The organism is Loktanella sp. PT4BL (genome assembly GCF_003201935.1).
GTDB lineage: Bacteria > Pseudomonadota > Alphaproteobacteria > Rhodobacterales > Rhodobacteraceae > Yoonia.
On record NZ_QJJL01000001.1, the window covers coordinates 809,274 to 828,602 of the forward strand.

General features: G+C 58.2%; 15 protein-coding genes and 1 tRNA gene. 10 read left to right on the top strand and 6 right to left on the bottom strand.

Annotated elements, in window-relative coordinates; all coding sequences use genetic code 11:
* Positions 1 to 70 precede the first annotated feature (70 nt).
* Both C7964_RS03940 and C7964_RS03945 read left to right on the top strand, forming a co-directional pair.
* The gene (locus C7964_RS03940; protein ID WP_110278323.1) at positions 71 to 2,371 is read left to right on the top strand and encodes a xanthine dehydrogenase family protein molybdopterin-binding subunit; all 2,301 of its coding nucleotides are present in this window, start codon (positions 71 to 73) and stop codon (positions 2,369 to 2,371) included.
* On the top strand, positions 2,358 to 3,425 hold the full coding sequence (locus tag C7964_RS03945; RefSeq protein ID WP_110278568.1) for a T6SS phospholipase effector Tle1-like catalytic domain-containing protein: 1,068 nt from the start codon (positions 2,358 to 2,360) through the stop codon (positions 3,423 to 3,425). The genes C7964_RS03940 and C7964_RS03945 overlap by 14 nt, the downstream gene beginning before the upstream one ends.
* Here the strand turns inward: C7964_RS03945 and C7964_RS03950 are convergent.
* Together C7964_RS03950 and metF are read right to left on the bottom strand one after the other, a co-directional pair.
* Positions 3,387 to 3,872 carry a PaaI family thioesterase gene (locus C7964_RS03950; RefSeq protein ID WP_110278324.1) on the bottom strand — a complete coding sequence of 162 codons (486 nt, stop codon included), beginning with the start codon at positions 3,870 to 3,872 and terminating at the stop codon, positions 3,387 to 3,389. The two genes, C7964_RS03945 and C7964_RS03950, sit on opposite strands and share 39 nt — an antisense overlap.
* 38 nt (positions 3,873 to 3,910) lie before the next feature.
* On the bottom strand, positions 3,911 to 4,777 hold the full coding sequence (gene metF, locus C7964_RS03955; RefSeq protein ID WP_110278325.1) for a methylenetetrahydrofolate reductase [NAD(P)H]: 867 nt from the start codon (positions 4,775 to 4,777) through the stop codon (positions 3,911 to 3,913).
* A gap of 92 nt (positions 4,778 to 4,869) precedes the next feature.
* On the opposite strand from metF, the gene C7964_RS03960 reads away from it, so the two are divergent.
* Entirely contained in the window at positions 4,870 to 5,775 is a 906-nt protein-coding gene (locus tag C7964_RS03960) for a LysR family transcriptional regulator (protein ID WP_110278326.1), read from the top strand.
* Here the strand turns inward: C7964_RS03960 and C7964_RS03965 are convergent.
* Positions 5,772 to 7,724, bottom strand: a complete 1,953-nt coding sequence (locus C7964_RS03965) for a putative bifunctional diguanylate cyclase/phosphodiesterase (protein ID WP_110278327.1) — start codon at positions 7,722 to 7,724, stop codon at positions 5,772 to 5,774. The genes C7964_RS03960 and C7964_RS03965 overlap by 4 nt on opposite strands.
* A 160-nt stretch (positions 7,725 to 7,884) precedes the next feature.
* Between C7964_RS03965 and C7964_RS03970 the strand changes: the two genes are divergently transcribed.
* The gene (locus C7964_RS03970; protein ID WP_110278328.1) at positions 7,885 to 8,673 is read left to right on the top strand and encodes an inositol monophosphatase family protein; all 789 of its coding nucleotides are present in this window, start codon (positions 7,885 to 7,887) and stop codon (positions 8,671 to 8,673) included.
* Here C7964_RS03970 and C7964_RS03975 read toward each other — a convergent pair.
* Positions 8,670 to 9,404, bottom strand: coding sequence for a rhomboid family intramembrane serine protease (locus C7964_RS03975; RefSeq protein ID WP_110278329.1), 735 nt, complete (start codon positions 9,402 to 9,404; stop codon positions 8,670 to 8,672). The genes C7964_RS03970 and C7964_RS03975 overlap by 4 nt on opposite strands.
* A gap of 31 nt (positions 9,405 to 9,435) precedes the next feature.
* Entirely contained in the window at positions 9,436 to 12,918 is a 3,483-nt protein-coding gene (putA, locus tag C7964_RS03980) for a bifunctional proline dehydrogenase/L-glutamate gamma-semialdehyde dehydrogenase PutA (RefSeq protein WP_110278330.1), read from the bottom strand.
* A gap of 106 nt (positions 12,919 to 13,024) precedes the next feature.
* Here putA and C7964_RS03985 point away from each other — a divergent pair, with 106 nt between their 5' ends.
* The 3 genes from C7964_RS03985 (at position 13,025) to C7964_RS03995 (ending at position 14,225) form a co-directional block, all read left to right on the top strand.
* Positions 13,025 to 13,522 (top strand): Lrp/AsnC family transcriptional regulator, encoded by a 498-nt coding sequence (locus tag C7964_RS03985; RefSeq protein WP_110278331.1) that lies wholly within the window; start codon positions 13,025 to 13,027, stop codon positions 13,520 to 13,522.
* Between the two features lie 32 nt (positions 13,523 to 13,554).
* Complete coding sequence (locus C7964_RS03990) at positions 13,555 to 14,094, top strand: tetratricopeptide repeat protein (protein WP_110278332.1); 540 nt, start codon at positions 13,555 to 13,557, stop codon at positions 14,092 to 14,094.
* A gap of 45 nt (positions 14,095 to 14,139) precedes the next feature.
* Positions 14,140 to 14,225, top strand: a tRNA-Leu gene (locus C7964_RS03995).
* Positions 14,226 to 14,251: 26 nt separating this feature from the next.
* On the opposite strand, the gene C7964_RS04000 is transcribed toward C7964_RS03995, so the two are convergent.
* Positions 14,252 to 15,394 (bottom strand): rhamnan synthesis F family protein, encoded by a 1,143-nt coding sequence (locus C7964_RS04000; RefSeq protein WP_110278333.1) that lies wholly within the window; start codon positions 15,392 to 15,394, stop codon positions 14,252 to 14,254.
* Positions 15,395 to 15,730: 336 nt separating this feature from the next.
* Between C7964_RS04000 and C7964_RS04005 the strand changes: the two genes are divergently transcribed.
* From C7964_RS04005 to nagA, 3 genes are all read left to right on the top strand, one after another.
* Entirely contained in the window at positions 15,731 to 17,185 is a 1,455-nt protein-coding gene (locus C7964_RS04005) for an aldehyde dehydrogenase family protein (protein ID WP_110278334.1), read from the top strand.
* A gap of 101 nt (positions 17,186 to 17,286) precedes the next feature.
* Positions 17,287 to 18,207 (top strand): ROK family protein, encoded by a 921-nt coding sequence (locus C7964_RS04010; protein WP_110278335.1) that lies wholly within the window; start codon positions 17,287 to 17,289, stop codon positions 18,205 to 18,207.
* The gene (nagA, locus tag C7964_RS04015) at positions 18,204 to 19,328 is read left to right on the top strand and encodes an N-acetylglucosamine-6-phosphate deacetylase (RefSeq protein WP_110278336.1); all 1,125 of its coding nucleotides are present in this window, start codon (positions 18,204 to 18,206) and stop codon (positions 19,326 to 19,328) included. The genes C7964_RS04010 and nagA overlap by 4 nt, the downstream gene beginning before the upstream one ends.
* The last annotated feature ends 1 nt before the right edge of the window (position 19,329 follow it).

Consider the following 19,329-nt stretch of genomic DNA (forward strand, 5'->3'; position numbering starts at 1 on the left):
TTTTCAGTGTTGCCGCTGGACTTGGACCGATCCACCGCTAGGGTCTGCGTCAAGCAAGCGAGGTGCAGCAATGGAAAAATTCGGCAAAAGCCAATCGGTGACACGGGTCGAGGATCAGCGGTTTTTGACCGGTTATGGCCGCTACATTGATGATATCGCGCCATCGGATGCGCTATTCGCATACTTCCTGCGCGCCACAACCGCCCATGGCGAGATCACGACGCTTGATGTCGATGAGGCGCGCGCGATGCCTGGCGTCCATCTGGTTGTGACCGCCGATGACCTTGCGGCGGCCGGTGTGGTTTTGGGCTTGGCTGGGGCGACTGTAAAGAACCGTGATGGATCGCGGGGGGCCGCACCCGAGCGCCCTCTGCTTGCGCGGGGCCGTGTGCGCCATGTGGGTGAGGCCATTGCCATGATCGTCGCTGAAACCTTGTCGGCCGCCAAAGATGCCGCAGAGGTGATCCTCGTGAAAGTTGATGATCTGCCGGTGCATGTCGCATTGGCGGTTGGGGGTGAAGCTATCCATGCGGAAGCGCCCGAAAATCTGGCTTTCGACTGGGAGCTTGGCGATGCAGCCGCCACACAGGCCCGCATCCAAGAGGCCGCGCATGTCGTGACCGTCGATGTGATGGACAACCGCATCATTGCCAATGCAATGGAGCCGCGCGGATGCTATGCCGAGGTCGCGGACGGTCGTTTGCACGTGGCGCTGAACGGGCAGGGCGTCTGGGTTCCCAAGGGCGATCTGGCACGGCACTTCAACCTTGACCCTGCCGATATCCGCGTCACCACCCCCGATGTGGGCGGCGGTTTCGGGATGAAAGCGATGCGCTATCCCGAGCCGTTCTGTGTCGCCCACGCCGCCCGCGTCCTGGGCCGCCCCGTGCGCTGGATGTCGGACCGGGGCGAGGCGATGTTATCGGACAATGCCGGTCGTGATCTGACCTCGACGGCAACACTTGCCTTTGATGATAACTATCGCATCACGGCGTACCAGCTTGATACGATTGCAAATATGGGTGCGTATAATTCGCAGTTCGCGCAAAATATCCAGACGGATCTCTTTTCCAAGGTATTGATGGGCACCTATGACGTTCAGACCGCCTACATGCGCACGCGGGGGATCTATACCAATACGACACCGGTTGACGCTTATCGCGGTGCCGGACGGCCCGAGGCGATTTTCGTGCTGGAACGTACGGTGGATGAGGCGGCAAGACAGCTGGGCGTCGATCCTTGGGCATTACGCGAAAAGAACTTCATCGCACCTGACAAATTTCCTTACACGACCGTGTCAGGGGTGACCTATGACGTGGGTGATTTCGCGATGGTTCTGGCCAGTGCAGGCCGCGAGGCCGACCGGGCAGGCTTTGCGGCGCGCAAGGCTGCATCGGCCAAGTCTGGCAAACTGCGGGGGCAGGGGCTTTGCTATTATATCGAAAGCATCCTCGGAAATCCGTCCGAGACAACGGCGGTCGAATTCACGCCCGAGGGTGCCACGATCTATGTCGGGACCCAGTCGAACGGGCAGGGACATGAAACCGTCTATGCGCAATTCCTGTCCGACCAGACCGGTATTCCAGCGGGCCAAATCACTGTGGTGCAAGGCGATAGCGACCGTATCGCCACTGGTGGTGGAACGGGCGGGTCGCGGTCGGTTACCGTGCAGAATACAGCAACGCTCGCAGCGGTTGATGTGATGCTTGAGGGCTTTACCGCTTTTCTTGCAGATGCCGAAGGTGTCGATGCCGGTGCAGTCAGCTTTGATGATGAACGCTTCCGGATCGCAGGCTCGAACCTGACGCCAACGATGCTTGAGGTTGCGGATATGGCGCGGGCCGCCGGACGCGATGATCTGTTGCGCCATTCGGCGACGATCAAGCTCGACAACCGCAGTTTTCCGAACGGGGCGCATGTGGTCGAGGTCGAGATTGATCCCGAAACCGGCGTTGTCACTGTCGACCGCTATACTGTCGTTGATGACTTCGGCAATCTGATCAACCCGATGCTGGCCGAGGGACAGGTGCATGGCGGTGTGGCGCAGGGCATCGGTCAGGCGTTGACCGAACGGGTAGTGTTTGATGCGGATGGCCAGTTGCTCACGGCAAGTTTTATGGACTACGGGATGCCGCGCGCGGATGATCTGCCTATGATCAGGTTTTCAACTGAATGTGTGCCGTCAACTTACAACCCCATGGGCATGAAAGGCTGTGGTGAGGCTGGCACTGTTGGCGCGCTTGCCGCAATGGCGAATGCTGTGCTCGATGCGCTGTGGGATATAGGTGTGCGCGAGGTGGAAATGCCGTTCACCCCGCACCGTGTCTGGGAAACGATCCGGAAAGCAAAGGATGCGCGTGCAGCTGCGTGACTGGTTCTTCGGGCTTTTTGACAGACGCCCACGCAGTGAAGAAGGTGCTGTGCGCGGGCGTGGCCCTGCGATCCATGTGGTTATCCTTGACGGGACAATGTCATCACTTGCCGAAGGTTGCGAAACGAACGCGGGGCTGACGTTCAAACTCTTGTGTGAGGTCGGACGCACCGCCAATGTGACTGTCCATTACGAGGCCGGGATCCAATGGCGTGACTGGAGAAGCACATGGGACGTCATGACCGGCAAAGGGATCAATCGGCAGATCGAGCGCGCCTATGGCGTCGTCGCCTCGCGGTACCGTCCCGGTGACCGGATCGTTCTTGTCGGTTATTCAAGGGGGGCATATGCCGTGCGCTCGCTTGCAGGCGTCATTGATATGGTCGGACTGGTGCGGTCCGAACATGCCACCATCAGGACGATCCGCCAAGCATACCGTCACTACCGCTGCGGCGCACAAGACCAGACAGTAGACGCGTTCCGGTCACTTTATTGCCACCCGTCCATCGAGGTCGAAGCGGTCGCGGTTTGGGATACGGTCAAAGCGCTGGGCCTCCGGTTGCCGGTCATCTGGCGCTGGGCGGAAGCACAGCACAATTTTCACAATCACGCGCTCGGCCCGCATATTCGCAACGGCTTTCACGCTTTGGCGGTTGACGAGACCCGCCGCGCCTATGCCCCTGTGATGTGGGAGTTTCCCGACGGCTGGTCCGGCCATGTGGAGCAAGTCTGGTTTCGCGGAAATCATGGTGACGTGGGCGGGCAGGTCTGGCAGCATCCGCCATCGCGGCCTTTGGCCAATATCCCCTTGGTGTGGATGCTGGAGCGTTTGTCAGAGTGCGGAGTTCCTTTTCCCGACGGCTGGCGCGGGCGCTTTGCGCAAGATCCGGCGGCCCCGTCTATCGGAAACTGGCGGGCCTGGGCCAAGGTATTTTTGTCGCGGCGCAGGCGGATCGTGGGTCAGGACCGCTCAGAACGCCTGCACGAAAGCATCAGCGGTGACGCGGCCCAAGCCTCAGTCGCCTCGCAGCTTCATAATCAGACAAGTGGCTGAGCCGGTGGCATAAAGCTTGCCTGTTGTCGCGTCGCGGATCTCGCCCCGCGCCACTCCGGTGGAGCGCCCGGCATGTTCGATGATCCCCGTTGCAAGGATCTCGGCCCCGACCGGAATAGCGCCGACCAGATTAACCTTATATTCCAAAGTGGTATAGACAGAGCCCTTGGGTGTCATCGTCATCACGGCGCAGGACATGCAGCTGTCAAGCAAGGTCCCGTACCACCCGCCATGCACACCGCCCGCAGGATTGCTGTGCTGGAATTCCGGTTTGCCGCGGAAGGTGACTTTGCCTGCCTCCACTGCCTCCAATGAATAGTTCATCAAGGCCGAGATCGGTGGCCGAGAGATGCGCCCGTCCTGCATTGCTTGCATGAATTCAAGCCCCGACATTGACAGGGTTGTATCAAGGTCGGGCATTTCTTCAGGCGAGGTTGCAGTAAACATTGGCGCTCCGGACAGTATTTTCGCCCGAAGCTGGCGCGTCAGGCCACGTTTTGCAACCGGACTTTTGGCGTCACACCAAGCGCATGGCACACGTCACGTGACAATTCGGGACGGTTCAGCGTGTAAAAATGCAGATGATCAACGCCACCTTGCAGCAGGTCATCGCACAGCTCGGTCGCGACGGCGGTCGCCAAGAGTTCGGTGCTGCCATCACGGGTAGCATTCTCGAATGCGTCATGGATCACCTGCGGAATATGCGTGCCGCACTGTTTTGCAAAGCGCTGGGTCCCGCTCCAGTTCTCGACCGGAAGAATACCGGGAATGATCTGGCCATCAATGCCTGCCTTTACACAGGCGTCACGGAAACGGAAAAACGTCTCGGCCTCAAAGAAGAACTGCGTGATAGCCGAGGTCGCACCGGCGTCAAACTTGCGCTTGAGGAAGGCGATGTCAGCGGCGTGGTCGGTCGCTTCGGGGTGTTTCTCGGGGTAGGCGCCCACGCGGATGGTGAATTGGCCGGTGTCGGCCAGCGCCTCGATCAGCGCGACCGAGCTGTCAAAACCGTCGGGATGGGCGGTGAATTTCGCGGCCCCTTTGGGGGCATCGCCGCGCAGCGCCACGATTTCGCGCACACCTGCGGCGGCGTAGTCTTCTGCGATCTGCAAGGTCTCAGCGCGTGTCGCGTCCACGCATGTCAGGTGTGCTGCCACATTCAAACCGCTGGTTTTGTGGATTGTCGTGACGGCTTCGTGCGTCAGTTTGCGGGTCGTACCGCCGGCACCATATGTCACGGAAACAAAAGTGGGGTCCAAAGGGGCAAGCGTGTTGACGCAATCCCACAGACGAAAAGACCCCTCAAGGGATTTGGGGGGAAAGAATTCGAAGGAAACGTTCGGCTTGGACATGATGCACCTCTTGCTTGCCTTGATCTTTTGTCATCAGTATGAAGTTGACGCAATTTCATAAACTTCACCAAGGTCATGAGGACGCCTCATATATGCATATCGAGTTTCGACACCTGCGGACAATCAAGGCCATCCATGACACCGGCGGGCTCGCGCGGGCAGCGGACCAGTTGAACATTACCCAATCGGCCCTGTCCCATCAAATCAAGGGGATCGAGGACCAGGCGGGTGTAGAGCTTTTCGTGCGGCGATCAAAGCCGCTGAAACTATCTGCCGCAGGGATGAAGATGCTCGCCGCAGCCGAGCAGATCCTGCCGCAAGTTGCGGCGCTGGAGGCTGAATTCTCTGGTCTGGTGGCTGGCAGTGCGGGCAGATTGCATATCGCGATCGAGTGTCATGCTTGTTTCGAATGGCTCTTTCCTGTTTTGGAACAGTTCCGCAAAGCCTGGCCCGAGGTCGATGTCGATATTCGCCCCGGCCTCGCGTTTGATGCTCTGCCAGCCTTGCGCAAGGAAGAGGTTGATCTGGTTGTCTCCTCTGATCCCGAGGATTTGCCAGAGACGGATTTTACACCGCTTTTTGACTACGAACCGGTTTTTGTGGCGTCGGCCAATCATCCTTTGGCCCAAAAGGACGTCATCGAAGCGGAGGATTTTCGCGGTGAGACGCTGATCACCTATCCCGTCGATCGCGCGCGGCTTGATATCTTTTCGCAGCTTTTGACACCCGCCAAAGTCGAGCCCGCAGCAGTGCGACAGGTAGAACTCACGGCTGTAATCCTTCTCTTGGTGGCCTCTAACCGCGGTGTCGCGGTTCTACCGGACTGGGTTGTCAGGCAGGTGCGTTTCAATGCGGATTATGTGACGCGTCCTTTGACGAAAGAAGGCATCACGCGCCGACTTTACGCAGCGACGCGGGCAGAGGATACAAGCCGTCCTTTCATGGCGCATTTGATACGGCTTGCCCGGCAGGAAGCGGTGAAAATGCAGCGCGCCTAGGCCGCTGTTGTGATGCCGGTGGGGGCGATCAGACCCTGCCTGCGCGCATGAAGTCGCAAACATGTTTCGTGTAAGGGCATCGCGGCGCCGTAGAAATAGCCCTGGACATATTTGCAGCCCATGTCGCGGAGCATGTCGCGCTGTTGTGCAGTCTCGACGCCTTCTGCAATCAAGTCGACCTTAAGGCCTTTGCTGATTGTTACCAGTCCTTCGATCAGCACTCTTGCGGCAGGATCAAACCCCAGATCACGCACAAAGCCCGTGTCGAGTTTGAGTTCATCAAACTCCATCTCCTTGAGGTGCTGAAGCGAGGCATAGCCGGTCCCAAAATCATCCAGCGAAATGCGCACGCCTGCATCGCGGAAAAGCTGGATCGAGCGACGGATAATTTCGCCCGCGCGTGCGATGAAAATGTCCTCCGTAATCTCGAATGTCAGATGGTGCCGCAGTTCGGGATACCGGTCGAGGATCGCAAAGAGTTCCTTACGGCCCAGGAGTGTCGCCAGCGTGACCTCTGACATATTGATTGAGACCTGTCCGGGATCGAGTCCTTCTTGCTTCATTTGGGCAAGATCCCGCAGTACCAGTTCAGCGGTGCTGGCCATGAAGCTGCCTTGCAATGCCAGCTCGTTGATCATGGGAAGAAACTGTGATGGTGCAAGAAGGCCGCGCTGTGGATGTTCCCATCGCGAAAGTGCCTCAAAGCCAATGATTTCACCGGTATCGATCCGCACTTTCGGCTGATAGTAAGGCAAGATCTCTCCGTTGCGCATTGCTGCCAACAAGATCTCGCGGTCCTTCAATGTGGGGCGAACAGGAAACGCATTCTTGTCATAGATCATGATGTTTGTGTTTGAATCCTGCTTGGCGCGATACATCGCCTGGTCCGCCCCCGAGAGCAGTTCCGGCGGTGTACTTGCATCCGGTCCCTGCCGCGCGATGCCAATGCTGACGCCGACATCAAGCTGCTTTTGCTCGAATGGAATGGTCTCTCGTAGCTTGTCGACAAGATGGGCCGCGAAAGAGTCAGCCTGTTTCAGGGACGTGATATTCGCCGATAACAGTGCGAATTCGTCGCCACCGACGCGCGCAACACGATCACCGCGCACTGCGAGTGCGTCCAGTCTTGACGCAATTGCACAAAGGACGGCGTCCCCGGCTTTGTGTCCATAGCTGTCATTGATGGGTTTGAACCCATCCAAATCGATCAGAAAAACGGTCACACCCTGTTTGTTGGCATGCTGGGACATCATGCTTTGGACGACTTCATCAAAGGCGCGACGATTCATCAAACCGGTCAGGCTGTCGATGCGCGAGAGCTTCTCAAGATCCGCAAGACGCGCATTGGCGTCTTGTCGCGCTCTTTCAAGCGCTTGATGTGTATCCTTTTGCAGGTTCATCGTATCAAAGGTGTTCATAATATAAACAAAAGTCGAAATTGACGTCAGGATCCACGCTGTGGGGTCTTGCGCAAAAGCGGGATTGTGCATCAGGGTCCAATGCATCAGAAACATCGCGGCAAAAGCGACGAGCATCTGACTCCAGTTATAAAACGGAAGCAGTCCGAAGGCGTTGCTGACGTGAACGTATATCCCGAAAACCCAAAGATAACCGGTAATCACATAGGGCAGACTGTCGCTTTGTGAGAGAATCACACCAAGCGCCAGATAGGGGAACATGGCCAACCAATTGAAAAGGAACACAGCAAGCCCTGACGGCAGCTGCAGCGGGGGGTCAAATTTTGAGGCCCGTTTGTTCAGAGGATAGGAGATAATTTCCAGAATGGCGATAACGGTCAAAACAGTGAGCGCCTGCGCCCCTAACCCTGCATGAATGCAGATACCAGCCATCAAGACAGCCGCACCCACGCGCTTTATGATGTCCCGACCTGAAATATGGCCGACGATCTGCGTTTCATGCAGGAAAAGATTAATCCGGTACGGTTTCATACTGTCCTACTCGTCACTAGGGGCAACTATGCAAGCAAGCAGCAAACAAGCCGTTAATATCTCCAAATTATGTGATTGTACTGGAAAGTCGCTTGCCTCTTGTTCCGCCTAGCCCGACGGCCTATACGCCGCGCTTGATCCCCTATGAAGGACCTCACAGATGGCTGGCAGCGCAAACCTAAACGTCATGATGAAAACCGCCCGCAAAGCAGGCCGCGGTTTGCTGAAGGATTTTGGCGAAGTTGAGAACCTGCAGGTGAGCACAAAGGGCCCCGGCGACTTTGTCAGCCGTGCCGACAAAGCCGCAGAAGCAATGATTATGGAAGAGCTGCTGCATGCCCGTCCAACCTATGGTTTTCTGGGCGAAGAGGGCAAAGAAATCGAGGGCGAGGACCCAACCCGCCGCTGGATCGTTGATCCGCTGGACGGAACGACAAACTTCCTGCACGGATTGCCGCATTGGGCCGTTTCCATTGCGCTTGAGCATAAAGGCCAGATTGTGGCTGGCGTGATCTACGATCCGGTCAAGGATGAAATGTTCTATGCCGAAAAAGGCGGTGGTGCGTGGATGAATGAAAGCCGGATGCGTGTGTCCGGCCGGCATCGCATGATTGAAAGCATTTTCGCAACGGGGCTCCCTTTTGCCGGCCGCGCCGATCTGCCAGAAACGATCCAAGACCTTGCGCGCATTCTGCCGGCTTGTGCGGGTGTCCGCCGCTTTGGCGCCGCGGCACTGGATCTGGCCTACGTTGCCGCCGGCCGCTACGAAGGATTCTGGGAACGTGGGCTGAATGCGTGGGATATTGCTGCAGGTATCGTGATCGTGCGTGAAGCAGGCGGCATCCTCGAGCCCATCAATCCCGAAGGCGATGTGATTGCCGATGGTCAGTTGATCTGCGCCAACGAGCCTATCTTCGAGACTTTTGCAAAAGTCATTCGCAAGGTCTAACGCCGCACGATCGGAATATTGCTGCGGGTATATTCGGCCTCGGGGTGGGGCGGGTGCCCGTGCGTTTGCCGCCAAAACAGCGTGGCGCCTAGCTTGATCCAAAGCGGGACCGTCAGAATGGCCCCGATAACAAACCCACCCGCATGCGCCCAATAGGCTACACCGCCGTTTGAGGTGTCGACGTTGATGCCGCTGAAAAGCTGAATGACGAACCAGAGCCCCAGCATGATCCACGCAGGGATCGGTAAAATGCGGAAAAAGACGATAAAGAAAATAAAGATATCGACCCGTGCTTTCGGGAACAGCAACAGATAGCCCCCCATGACGCCCGCGATCGCACCTGATGCACCGACCGTCGGGATGGTGGAAAGCGGATCGGCCCCGTATTGCGCCAAGGATGCGCCGATCCCGCAGACCAGATAGAAGACCAGAAACGGTATGTGGCCCATTTCGTCTTCGAGGTTATCGCCGAAAATCCACAGAAACAGCATATTCCCTGCCAGATGCATAAAGCCGCCGTGCAGGAAAATAGATGTCACAAGTGCGGCGTAGTTCTCCCCGTTCGAGAGGCGGATCGGCAGCAAGGCATAGTCATAATAAAGCTGGGACAAGGCCCGCTGATCCTGAAACAGGACCAGCCCTGCCAGAAAGATCGCGACATTCGCCGCGATCAATACAAGGGTCACGTAGGGCGTGCGCTCAGAGGGGTTGTGGTCGCGAATTGGAAACATAGCGCGACCGTCCCCGAAGCCGCCCCAGCGGTCAAGAGAAAGCTGGGGTGGCGACCTCTGCAACTTCTGCCAAAAGTGCGGCATTTCCGCCCGCTGCTGTCGTGTCGATGCAGACATGGCGTTCGTGCAGCACATGCGCGGCATCGGGCATCCCTGTAATCAACGCGGTGATTGGTCCCTGACGCGTGCTCAGAGCCGTCTCAAGCGCCCGCCCGGTCTGGGCGTCGCCCCACCAGATCACGGCACCCAGATCAGCAATCTCGCTCAGTTGCGAGGCTGTCAAAGCGCCCTCGGTGCTGATCCCGATACCACCGAGTGCTTTGACAGCGGCCACCTGCTCTTGCGCGACATCCGCCCCCGGCCCCATGCAAAGGATCGGGCCGCGCGCCGTCGTGCTGTGGCGGTTGGATTCGCCGGTTGGGCCGGGCAGATCGATTGGTTTGGCCGGCGTCGGGGCCGTTGCCTCTGCGATCCGCTTTTTCAGCGCCTTCATGTCGGCAGACGCAGACCAAGTAGCCTCTGTTTGTGGTGCGGGCCGTGCGGCAAAGCGGGGCAGATAGTGTGGGCCGCCCGCCTTTGGACCCGTCCCTGACAGGCCTTCGCCGCCAAAGGGCTGACTGCCGACAATTGCGCCGATCTGGTCGCGATTGACATAGATGTTGCCGGCGTGAACCTTCTCGACAATCGTCTGCACGCGGTCGTCGATGCGTGTGTGCAGACCAAACGTCAGACCATAGCCCGTGGCATTGATCGCGTTGATGACGTCATCCAGCTCGGATGACTTGAAGGTTGCCACATGCAGAACCGGACCGAAGATCTCTTTGGTCATGTCCGCAATACCGTTAATCCGTATAGCTGTGGGCGCAATGAAATAACCGGTGGATGGCACCTTGATCTGATGCAGGATGCGGCCTTCGCTCGCGGCTTGCGCGATGTGGTTTGCAATACCGGTATAGGCGGCCTCGTCAATGACGGGGCCCACATCTGTGGACAGATGCCAGGGGTCACCCACATTGAGTTCGTTCATCGCACCTTTGAGCATTTTCAGCAGGTTATCGGCGATATCCTCTTGCACATAAAGGCAGCGCAGCGCCGAGCACCGCTGACCGGCGGATTGGAACGCCCCATTGATAATGTCACGCACGGCGTGTTCGGGCAGGGCGGTGCTGTCCACGATCATCGCGTTCAGACCACCTGTTTCTGCAATCAGCGGTGTGCCTGGGGCGCAATTGGCGGCCATCGTGCTGCGGATCTTCATCGCTGTCGCGGTCGAGCCGGTGAAGGCCACACCATTGATGCGCGCATCCGCTGTCAGAGCCGCGCCGACTTCACCACCACCGGGCAAGAGTTGCAACGCGCTGGGCGGGACTCCTGCGTCATGGAGCAAAGCTGTTGCGCGGGTCGCAATCAGCGGGGTTTGCTCGGCCGGTTTTGCCAGTACAGCGTTGCCCGCAGCAAGTGCTGCTGCGATCTGGCCGGTAAAAATCGCCAGAGGGAAGTTCCAAGGGCTGATGCAGGTCCAGATACCGCGTGCCTGCTGCTGGCTGGTGGCTTGCGCTGCGTAGTAGCGCAGGAAATCCACCGCTTCGCGCAATTCCGCCACCGCATCAGGCAGAGACTTTCCAGCCTCGCGCGTCAGAATGGCGAAAAGCTCGCCCGCATTGGCCTCATAGGCATCCGCAGCGGCGTTCAGGATCTCTGCGCGCGCGGCAACATCCGCGTGCCAAGGGGTGGCGGTTTCAAGTGCTGTTGCGATCTCTTTCTCGGTCGCGACCTGAACCTGACCAACGATATCACCCGGCATGGCGGGGTTCTTGACGGGTTGGGCGTTCAGCAGTTTCGCCTTGGGGTATTTGTAGGCGGCCGTCGTCAATGCATGGCCTTTGTATTTGGCTTTTTGCAACACAGTGCGACTGTTGAAAATCTCTGCAAGCGTAGGCGTATGGGTCAGATCCCACCCCTTCGAGTTCACGCGCTCGGGTTCATAAAGTTCCGGGCCGGTCTTCAACGCAGGCCGTTGTCCCGCATAGTCGAAAGGACAGGCCGCGACGACCTCGGCAGGGACGTCTTCATCGACGATCTGGTTCACGAAGCTCGAGTTGGCACCGTTCTCAAGCAAGCGACGGACGAGATAGGCCAGCAGGTCCTCATGCGCGCCAACGGGCGCGTAGATGCGGCAGCGGGTCTTTTCGGCGTTCAGCACGATGGAATGCAATGTCTCGCCCATGCCATGCAGGCGCTGGAATTCATAGTCGTTGCTGCTGCGCTCCAGTTGCTGGGCTAGGTCCAGAATAGCGGCAACAGTGTGCGCGTTATGCGTGGCGAACTGCGGATAGATCCGGTCCGTCATGCGCAGCAGTTTACGGGCGTTGCTGATATAGCTGATGTCGGTGTGCTGTTTGGCGGTGAAGACAGGGAAACCGTCGATACCTTCGACCTGTGCACGCTTGATCTCGGCGTCCCAATAGGCGCCTTTGACCAGCCGGACCATGATTTTGCGGTCAAGCCGCGTGGCCATCTCGTATAGGCAATCGATCACCAGAGGCGCGCGCTGGCCGTAGGCCTGCACGACAACACCGAAACCGTCCCATCCCGCCAAGGCAGGCTCGGACAGCACCGCAGAGATCACATCGAGCGAAAGCGAGAGCCTGTCAGCCTCTTCCGCATCAATGTTAAAGCCCATGCCTGCAGACTTCGCGAGAAGCGCCAGCGCACGAACACGTGGTACCAGCTCTTCCATAACGCGGGCCTCTTGCGCGACTTCATAGCGCGGATGCAGGGCCGAGAGTTTGACCGAAATGCCGGGGTTTTCCGCGACGGTGTCGAATTTGCAGTGTTCGGCAATCGCGCTGATCGCACGCGAATAGGACAGGTGATAGCCCTTCGCGTCCGCCTCAGTCCGCGCGGCTTCGCCCAGCATATCATAACTGTAGGTAAAGCCCTTGTCCTGCATGCCTTGTGCGCGTTTCATCGCTTTGCCGATATCTTCACCCAGCACAAACTGCCGGCCCATTTCGCGCATCGCACGGGCCACGGCACTGCGGATCACAGGTTCGCCCAGCCGCTTCATGGCACTGCGCAAGTGGCGGGTCATGCCTGGCTTTTCATCATCCAAAACGCGGCCCGTCAGCATCAGGGCCCAGGTCGAGGCATTGACCAGTGATGACGCGGAGTGGCCCAGATGCTTGCCCCAGTCAGAGGGGGCGATCTTGTCCTCGATCAGCTCATCCATCGTATCGGCGTCCGGTACGCGCAAGAGCGCCTCGGCCAGACACATCAGCGCGATGCCTTCATCGGTGGACAGGCCGTATTCGGCCAGAAAGACTTCCATAAGCCCCGGATCAGAGCTGTTGCGTATTTGGGTGACGAGCTCTGCTGCACGCTTACAAATCCGCGTGCGGTCTTGCGGCGTCAGCTGGGCTGCCGCAACAAGCGCCTCAACAGCGCTGTCTTCATCCTGATACATGGACAAGTCAATCTGGTGGCGGACATCTGTTGAATGATCGCGGGGCATGGCAAGCTCCTTTCTGAATTTGTCCTACCCTAGCAAGAAATACATGGCCATTCTCACTGCAATGTGCCAATCTCGCGGGCGGTTTTACTTATTAACTGGATGAATCATGGCTGAAACGCCTGTTGGGCTGGATCGGTTTGATCTCAAGATACTTGATATTCTCACGGTTGAGGGCCGGATCAGCGTCACCGAGCTTGCCCGCAGGATCGGTTTGTCGAAATCGCCCACGCAGGCGCGGCTGAAAAGACTGGAAGATCACGGTATTATCCGCGGTTACCGCGCGCTTTATGATCCGATCCGGCTGCGCCGCGACCATGTTGCCTTCGTCGAAGTCAAGCTGTCGGATACGCGCGAACGCGCATTAGCCGCATTCAATAGTGCGGTGATGCTGGTTCCGGAAGTCGAGCAGTGTCATTTGATCGCAGGGGCATTTGACTATCTGCTGAAAGTCCGCACCGCAGGCATGCCGGGCTACCGCGCTGTTTTGGCAGAAAAAATATCGACCTTGCCGCATGTCGCAAGCACCTCGACTTATGTCGCGATGCAGGCGGTTAAAGAAGAAGGGCTGTCACCTGTCGCCCCCGGCGCGGGTGGTGGTGCTTGACGGAACCGCGTTGTGGCGCAGATACTTCGTTTATGAAATGGATGATCCCCCTTTGCCTGATGGCCACGCCTGCGCTGGCACAAACCTGCCCTGAGGCGCCTGACCACAGCGAACGCATGTCCGAGATTTTGTCTGAACTCGGAAATGCACAGACTGAAATGGCGGGCCGCGAACTTTCCAATGGTCTTTGGGAGCTTTGGACCGACGCGCCCGACGCCACAGCACAAGCGATGCTGGACGAGGGCATGTCACGGCGCGGCGTTTATGACTTTCTGGGCGCGCGCACTGTCTTTTCGCGTCTGATCGACTACTGCCCCGATTATGCCGAAGGGTACAATCAACGTGCCTTCGCCAGTTTCCTCAGCGAAGACTACGAAGGCGCATTGGCCGACCTTGACCGCACCCTGGAGATTATTCCAAACCACGTAGGTGCGTTGTCCGGCAAGGCGCTGACCCTGATTGCCATGGGGCGCAACGAAGAAGGGCAGGCGGTTCTGCGCGCGGCAGTTGCACTAAACCCGTGGCTGTCGGAACGCGCGCTGCTTGATCCACCCTTGGGCACAGAACTCTGATCACGGCTTGCCCACCGCGGCAGAGCGTCATAGGAATAGCGCCGTGCCCGCGTGGTGGAATGGTAGACATCGGAGACTTAAAATCTCTTGGCCGTAAGGCCGTGCCGGTTCGAGTCCGGCCGCGGGCACCATCACCGAATTTACAGCCTTTCCCCCCTTATTCGTCTAGTAATTGTCGGTGATGCCTTTTCGCTTCGTCAAGTGCTTCAGATGCCGCCTCGGTTTGGATCTTTTCAAGAACACGGAGCGTAATTTGGGCGGCCTGCATACTATCCCGCAAAGGTGCCTTCTTAAGAAACGGATGCTTCAACTCGAGCGTTAAAAAAAATGCTAGTGAGTATCCTGCACCTTGGCGATCGGTGATGGTTAGAATGCGCTTGATCAATTCACTTCGCGATGCTGGTGCCATCTGTTGAAGGGTTTGGTAATGGTGCGTGCTTAGGCTTGGGTTGCCTAGAATGATCATGTTCTGCGCAATCTCGGCAAGCCGCGCGTCGCTCAGATCCTTTAACATCACTTCGAGCCCTGTGACGTCGAATGTCGATCCATGCGAGAAACCATTCTTGCGTACCCACCGGGTCAGTCCTATTTCGCCGCGCATGATCACCTGTCTTTTGCGGTTTGAAAGGGGAAATTTTTTCCAGAAAAGCATGAATTTGGGATCATGGAGAACCTGGTGTCCGATCCAAAGTGCGAATGAGCCATAGTGAAACAGCTTGTCGTCATCGCGGTATCCTCGATTGAACACCGGGTCCATTACCTTAGGGAAGGCCGACTTATATCCATTGGAGACTGATCCTACAAAATCGACACCTAGCGCCTCTGCATTAGCGAGCCAATCACTTTCGGGGTAAAGCGGAAACCAGCTGGAATCATTCATTAGGACTAGCTGCTCCGTATTTGCGAGATCATGTTCGAGCGAGAGCACACCATCCCTGTAACCACCGAAATCATACCCAAAATTGGGCCGCTCGATATAGGCTGTACATAGGTTCAGCAGCTTTGCTTCGTCTTCCAGAGGCAATGGCAAGTTTGAGACGACTGTTGCACTGACCCCCTTTGCTCTAAAATACGCCAAGGTTCGCAGGTGCGAAGGTAGCAATCCATGCGCGGGATAGATCAGATAGATGGCCTTCTTTGCCGCGGTTGGTTGTCTCCCCAAGACAGAGCGCCTATTTTTCGACAAAACATGATCATAGTATACGGCGCCAAAGAAATAAGTTGCCGCATCAATCGGTATATTGGCCATTTGGCGCTGAATTCGCTTGAGTTCGTGTTTTATTTTCCAAAGAGGTACCAATCGTTTTTTCTTTCTATGGCATATCGTTTTTTAGGGTGCAGAAGGCAACCAAATCGAAAGCGCGCTCGCTGCGAAGTTGTGGTGAGGGGTTGTGCCATAGAAATCATATGTTGACCATATGCCAGTTGCGATCTGCAACTTTGCGAGCAGCGCAACTCACCGCCCTAGTGCCAGTCATTGTTTGCCAGACACCCGCCTTTGGGCCTCATGATTGCCGAATGAACAACGAGGTGATATTTTCCCGAGTGTATTTTGCGGCGCTCTCCATGCTGTTTTACTCGTGTAGTTGCCGGATGTCGGTTTGCCTCTCATTGCCTTTGAGAATCGAGAAAGAATATGACGGTACGACCTCTTAATATCGATCCTTGCAAATGCTTGATCGCTGGCCATTGGGTCGCGCCGCTCTCGGCCGAGACCCTTGCCCTGATCAACCCCTCTGATGGCAGCACCCTGTGCGAGATCGCCCGTGGCGGGGCTGATGACATCGCTGCGGCGATCGCGGCGGCAGAAGGGGCGCTCTCGGGCGCATGGGGCAAAGCGACGGCGGCAGAACGCGGGCGGATGCTGGCCAAGATTGGTCAGGCGGTGCTGGCGCATGTGGATGAGTTGGCGCAACTGGAAGCGATGGATGTAGGCAAGCCCTTGAAACAGGCGCGCGCCGATGTGTTGGCGCTTGCACGCTATCTGGAATTCTATGGTGGTGCTGCCGACAAGGTCCATGGCGAGACGATCCCTTATCTGGACGGCTATACCGTCTATACCCTACGCGAACCGCATGGTGTGACCGGCCATATCATCCCTTGGAACTATCCTATGCAGATCATCGGGCGCTCGGTGGGGGCTGCGTTGGCGATGGGCAATGCCTGTGTTCTCAAGCCCGCCGAAGAAGCCTGCCTGACCGCCTTGGCCTTTGCCGAAATCGCCCGTGCGGCGGGGCTGCCTGATGGCGCGCTGAATGTCGTGCCGGGATTGGGTGCCGAGGCGGGGGCTGCTTTGTCTGCGCATAAGGGCGTGCACCACATTTCGTTCACCGGATCGGTCGGCGTGGGAAAACTGATCCAGCAAAGTGCCGGCGCAAATGTTGTGCCGGTGACACTGGAGCTCGGGGGGAAGTCACCGCAGGTGGTGTTTGATGACGCCGATATCGCGGCCGCTTTGCCGTTCTTGGTGAATGCAGGCATTCAGAACGCGGGACAGACCTGTTCCGCCGCATCGCGGATATTGGTGCAGCGTGGTGTCTATGATCAGGTGGTCACCGAAATGGCCACCCGCTACGCGCAGCTGCGGGCGGGGCCCGCTTTGGCGGATCTGGATGTGGGGCCCTTGGTGTCGCTGCGGCAAAAAGAGATCGTTGAGGGTTTTCTGGCGCAGGGTGGCGATCTGGAGGTGGCAGCGCGCGGGCAGATCCTTGATGACGCACCTGCAGGTGGGGCCTATGTTGCACCTACTCTTTTTGCAGATGTCGCGTCTGATCATACGCTGGCGCAGGATGAAATCTTTGGGCCCGTGCAGGTCATTATTCCCTTCGAGGATGAGGCAGAGGCAATCGCCATCGCCAATGGCACCGCGTTTGGCCTTGTCGCGTCTTGTTGGTCTGAAAACGGAGCGCGGCAGATGCGCATGGCGCGTGCGCTGCGGGCGGGGCAGGTGTTTATCAACAACTATGGCGCAGGTGGCGGGGTCGAGCTGCCCTTTGGCGGTCGGGGCCTGTCCGGTCATGGGCGCGAAAAGGGCTTCGAGGCGCTTTACGGCTTTTCTGTACTCAAGACAGTCGCGGCGCTGCATCACTAAGAGCTGCGGTAAAACCTGTCATTGTCTTGCTTGCCGAAAACCGCGACGATGGCAGGCAATGAAAAGATGATCCTGCCCCTTTGATCCGATGGACCCCTGTAATGAACACCCTTGGCATTGATCTTGGCGGGACAAAGATAGAGGCGCGTATCTTTGATGCCGCTTGGCAAGAGATCGCCCGCCACCGGATCCCGACCCCCGAATGTTATGACCAACTCGTAAATGCGGTCGTTGATCAGATCGCGTGGTCCTCGAACGCTGCGGGCACGATTGCGGCGGTGGGTGTCGGGGCCGCAGGCCTTGTGAACCCGCAAACCGGCCTAACGCTGGCGAACAATCTGCCGGCCTCCGGGCGGCCCTTTACCGCCGATATAGAACAGCGGGCAGGGCGCAAAATTACGTTCCTGAATGATTGCCGCGCGCTGGCCCTGTCAGAGGCGGTGTTCGGCGCGGGGCAGGGGAAATCGGTGGTGATGGCGCTGATCCTTGGCACAGGTGTGAGCGGTGGGCTGATCGTCGACCAAAAATGGCGCACAGGGCCGACGGCGACAGGTGGCGAAATCGGCCATATCGCGGCCCCTGCGCATATCATCGCCGCTCATGGCCTGCCGGTTTATGACTGCGGTTGCGGGCGAAAAGGATGTATCGAGGGTTATATCTCGGGGCCTGGCCTGCAACGTCTGGCCGCATTCATCACGGGAATGGACCTGAGCACGCATGAGATTGCTGCGCGGCGCACCACGGATATGGCGCAGGTCTGGGCGATTTGGTGCGCGCTTGTGGCTGAGGTGCTCCATCACCTCACGCTCACAATTGATCCCGATGTGATCATTCTGGGCGGCGGGCTCACGGCTATCCCTGATGTGATTGCCGATTTGCGGGTTGCCGCCAAGAACGCGCAGATTGACGGTTTCGCTGCCGCCCCACTTGCCTTGGCGCAAGGGGGTGACGCCAGTGGTGCACGTGGTGCCGCCTATGCGGCGTGGATGGATCATCGCAATGCCGCGGGGATCAAGGCATGACGGACGGCTGGTTCAAACCCGACCGTGTCTTTGACGGTCAGGACATCGTGGACGACTTGGCCGTGCGCGTAGCAGACGGTGCGATCGTCGAGACATCGCGCGCGCCTATTCCGGCCACTGCGCTTTCCGGGCTTTTGACACCCGGCTTTGTCGATTTGCAGGTCAATGGCGGTGGTGGCGTCCTTCTGAACAACACCCCCACAGCTGACGGCATGGCACAGATTGCGGCTGCGCACCGCCGCTTTGGGACGGCCGCGATTCTGCCAACGGTCATCACCGACCATCCGGATGTGCTTGCACAAGCGGCCGCCGCCGCGATTGCCGCGAAAGATGCCCCGGATATTCTGGGCCTCCACATCGAAGGCCCGCATATCAGCGTCGCAAAGCGGGGGACGCATCGCGCGGACTGCATCCGCCCCCTCGATCAGGATACGCTGACAATTGTCTCCGATCTGCGTAGTGCAGGCGTCGCCGTGATGATCACCCTCGCACCGGAGGCTGCGACACTTGCGCAGATCACCGCACTCTCCGAAATGGGGGCAGTTGTCTCGCTGGGGCATACGGATGCCACCGCCGAAGAGGTCGAGGCGGCGATCAAGGCAGGCGCACGCTGTGGAACGCATCTGTTCAATGCCATGTCACCCATGACGAGCCGCGCACCGGGGGCAGTGGGTGCGATCTTGAATGCGGGAGTTGCCTTTGGCATGATCTGTGACGGGGCCCATGTGGATGACCGCATGTTGCGCCTTGCCTTGCGGGCCTGTGCCGGAGGCTCAGCGCCGTTTCTGGTGTCGGATGCGATGGCGACAGTTGGCGGAGAGACACAATTCACGCTCTATGGCCAGACGATCCGCCTGCAAGAGGGGCGGTTGGTCAACGCCGAAGGGAATCTGGCAGGCGCGCATATCACACAGGCCGCAGGTATGCGGCGGTTGGTGCAGCATGTCGGGATCCCGCTTGCGGATGCGTTGCGTATGGTCGTGACGACACCCGCTACATTGATCGGACAGCCACGGTTGGCGCGCGTGCTGGGGCGGTTGACCGATGATCTGTTTTTGCTTGATGGCGATGGCACGGTTGTTGGCACCCTGACGCAGGGTATTGCGGAGGCGGAAAGCTAAG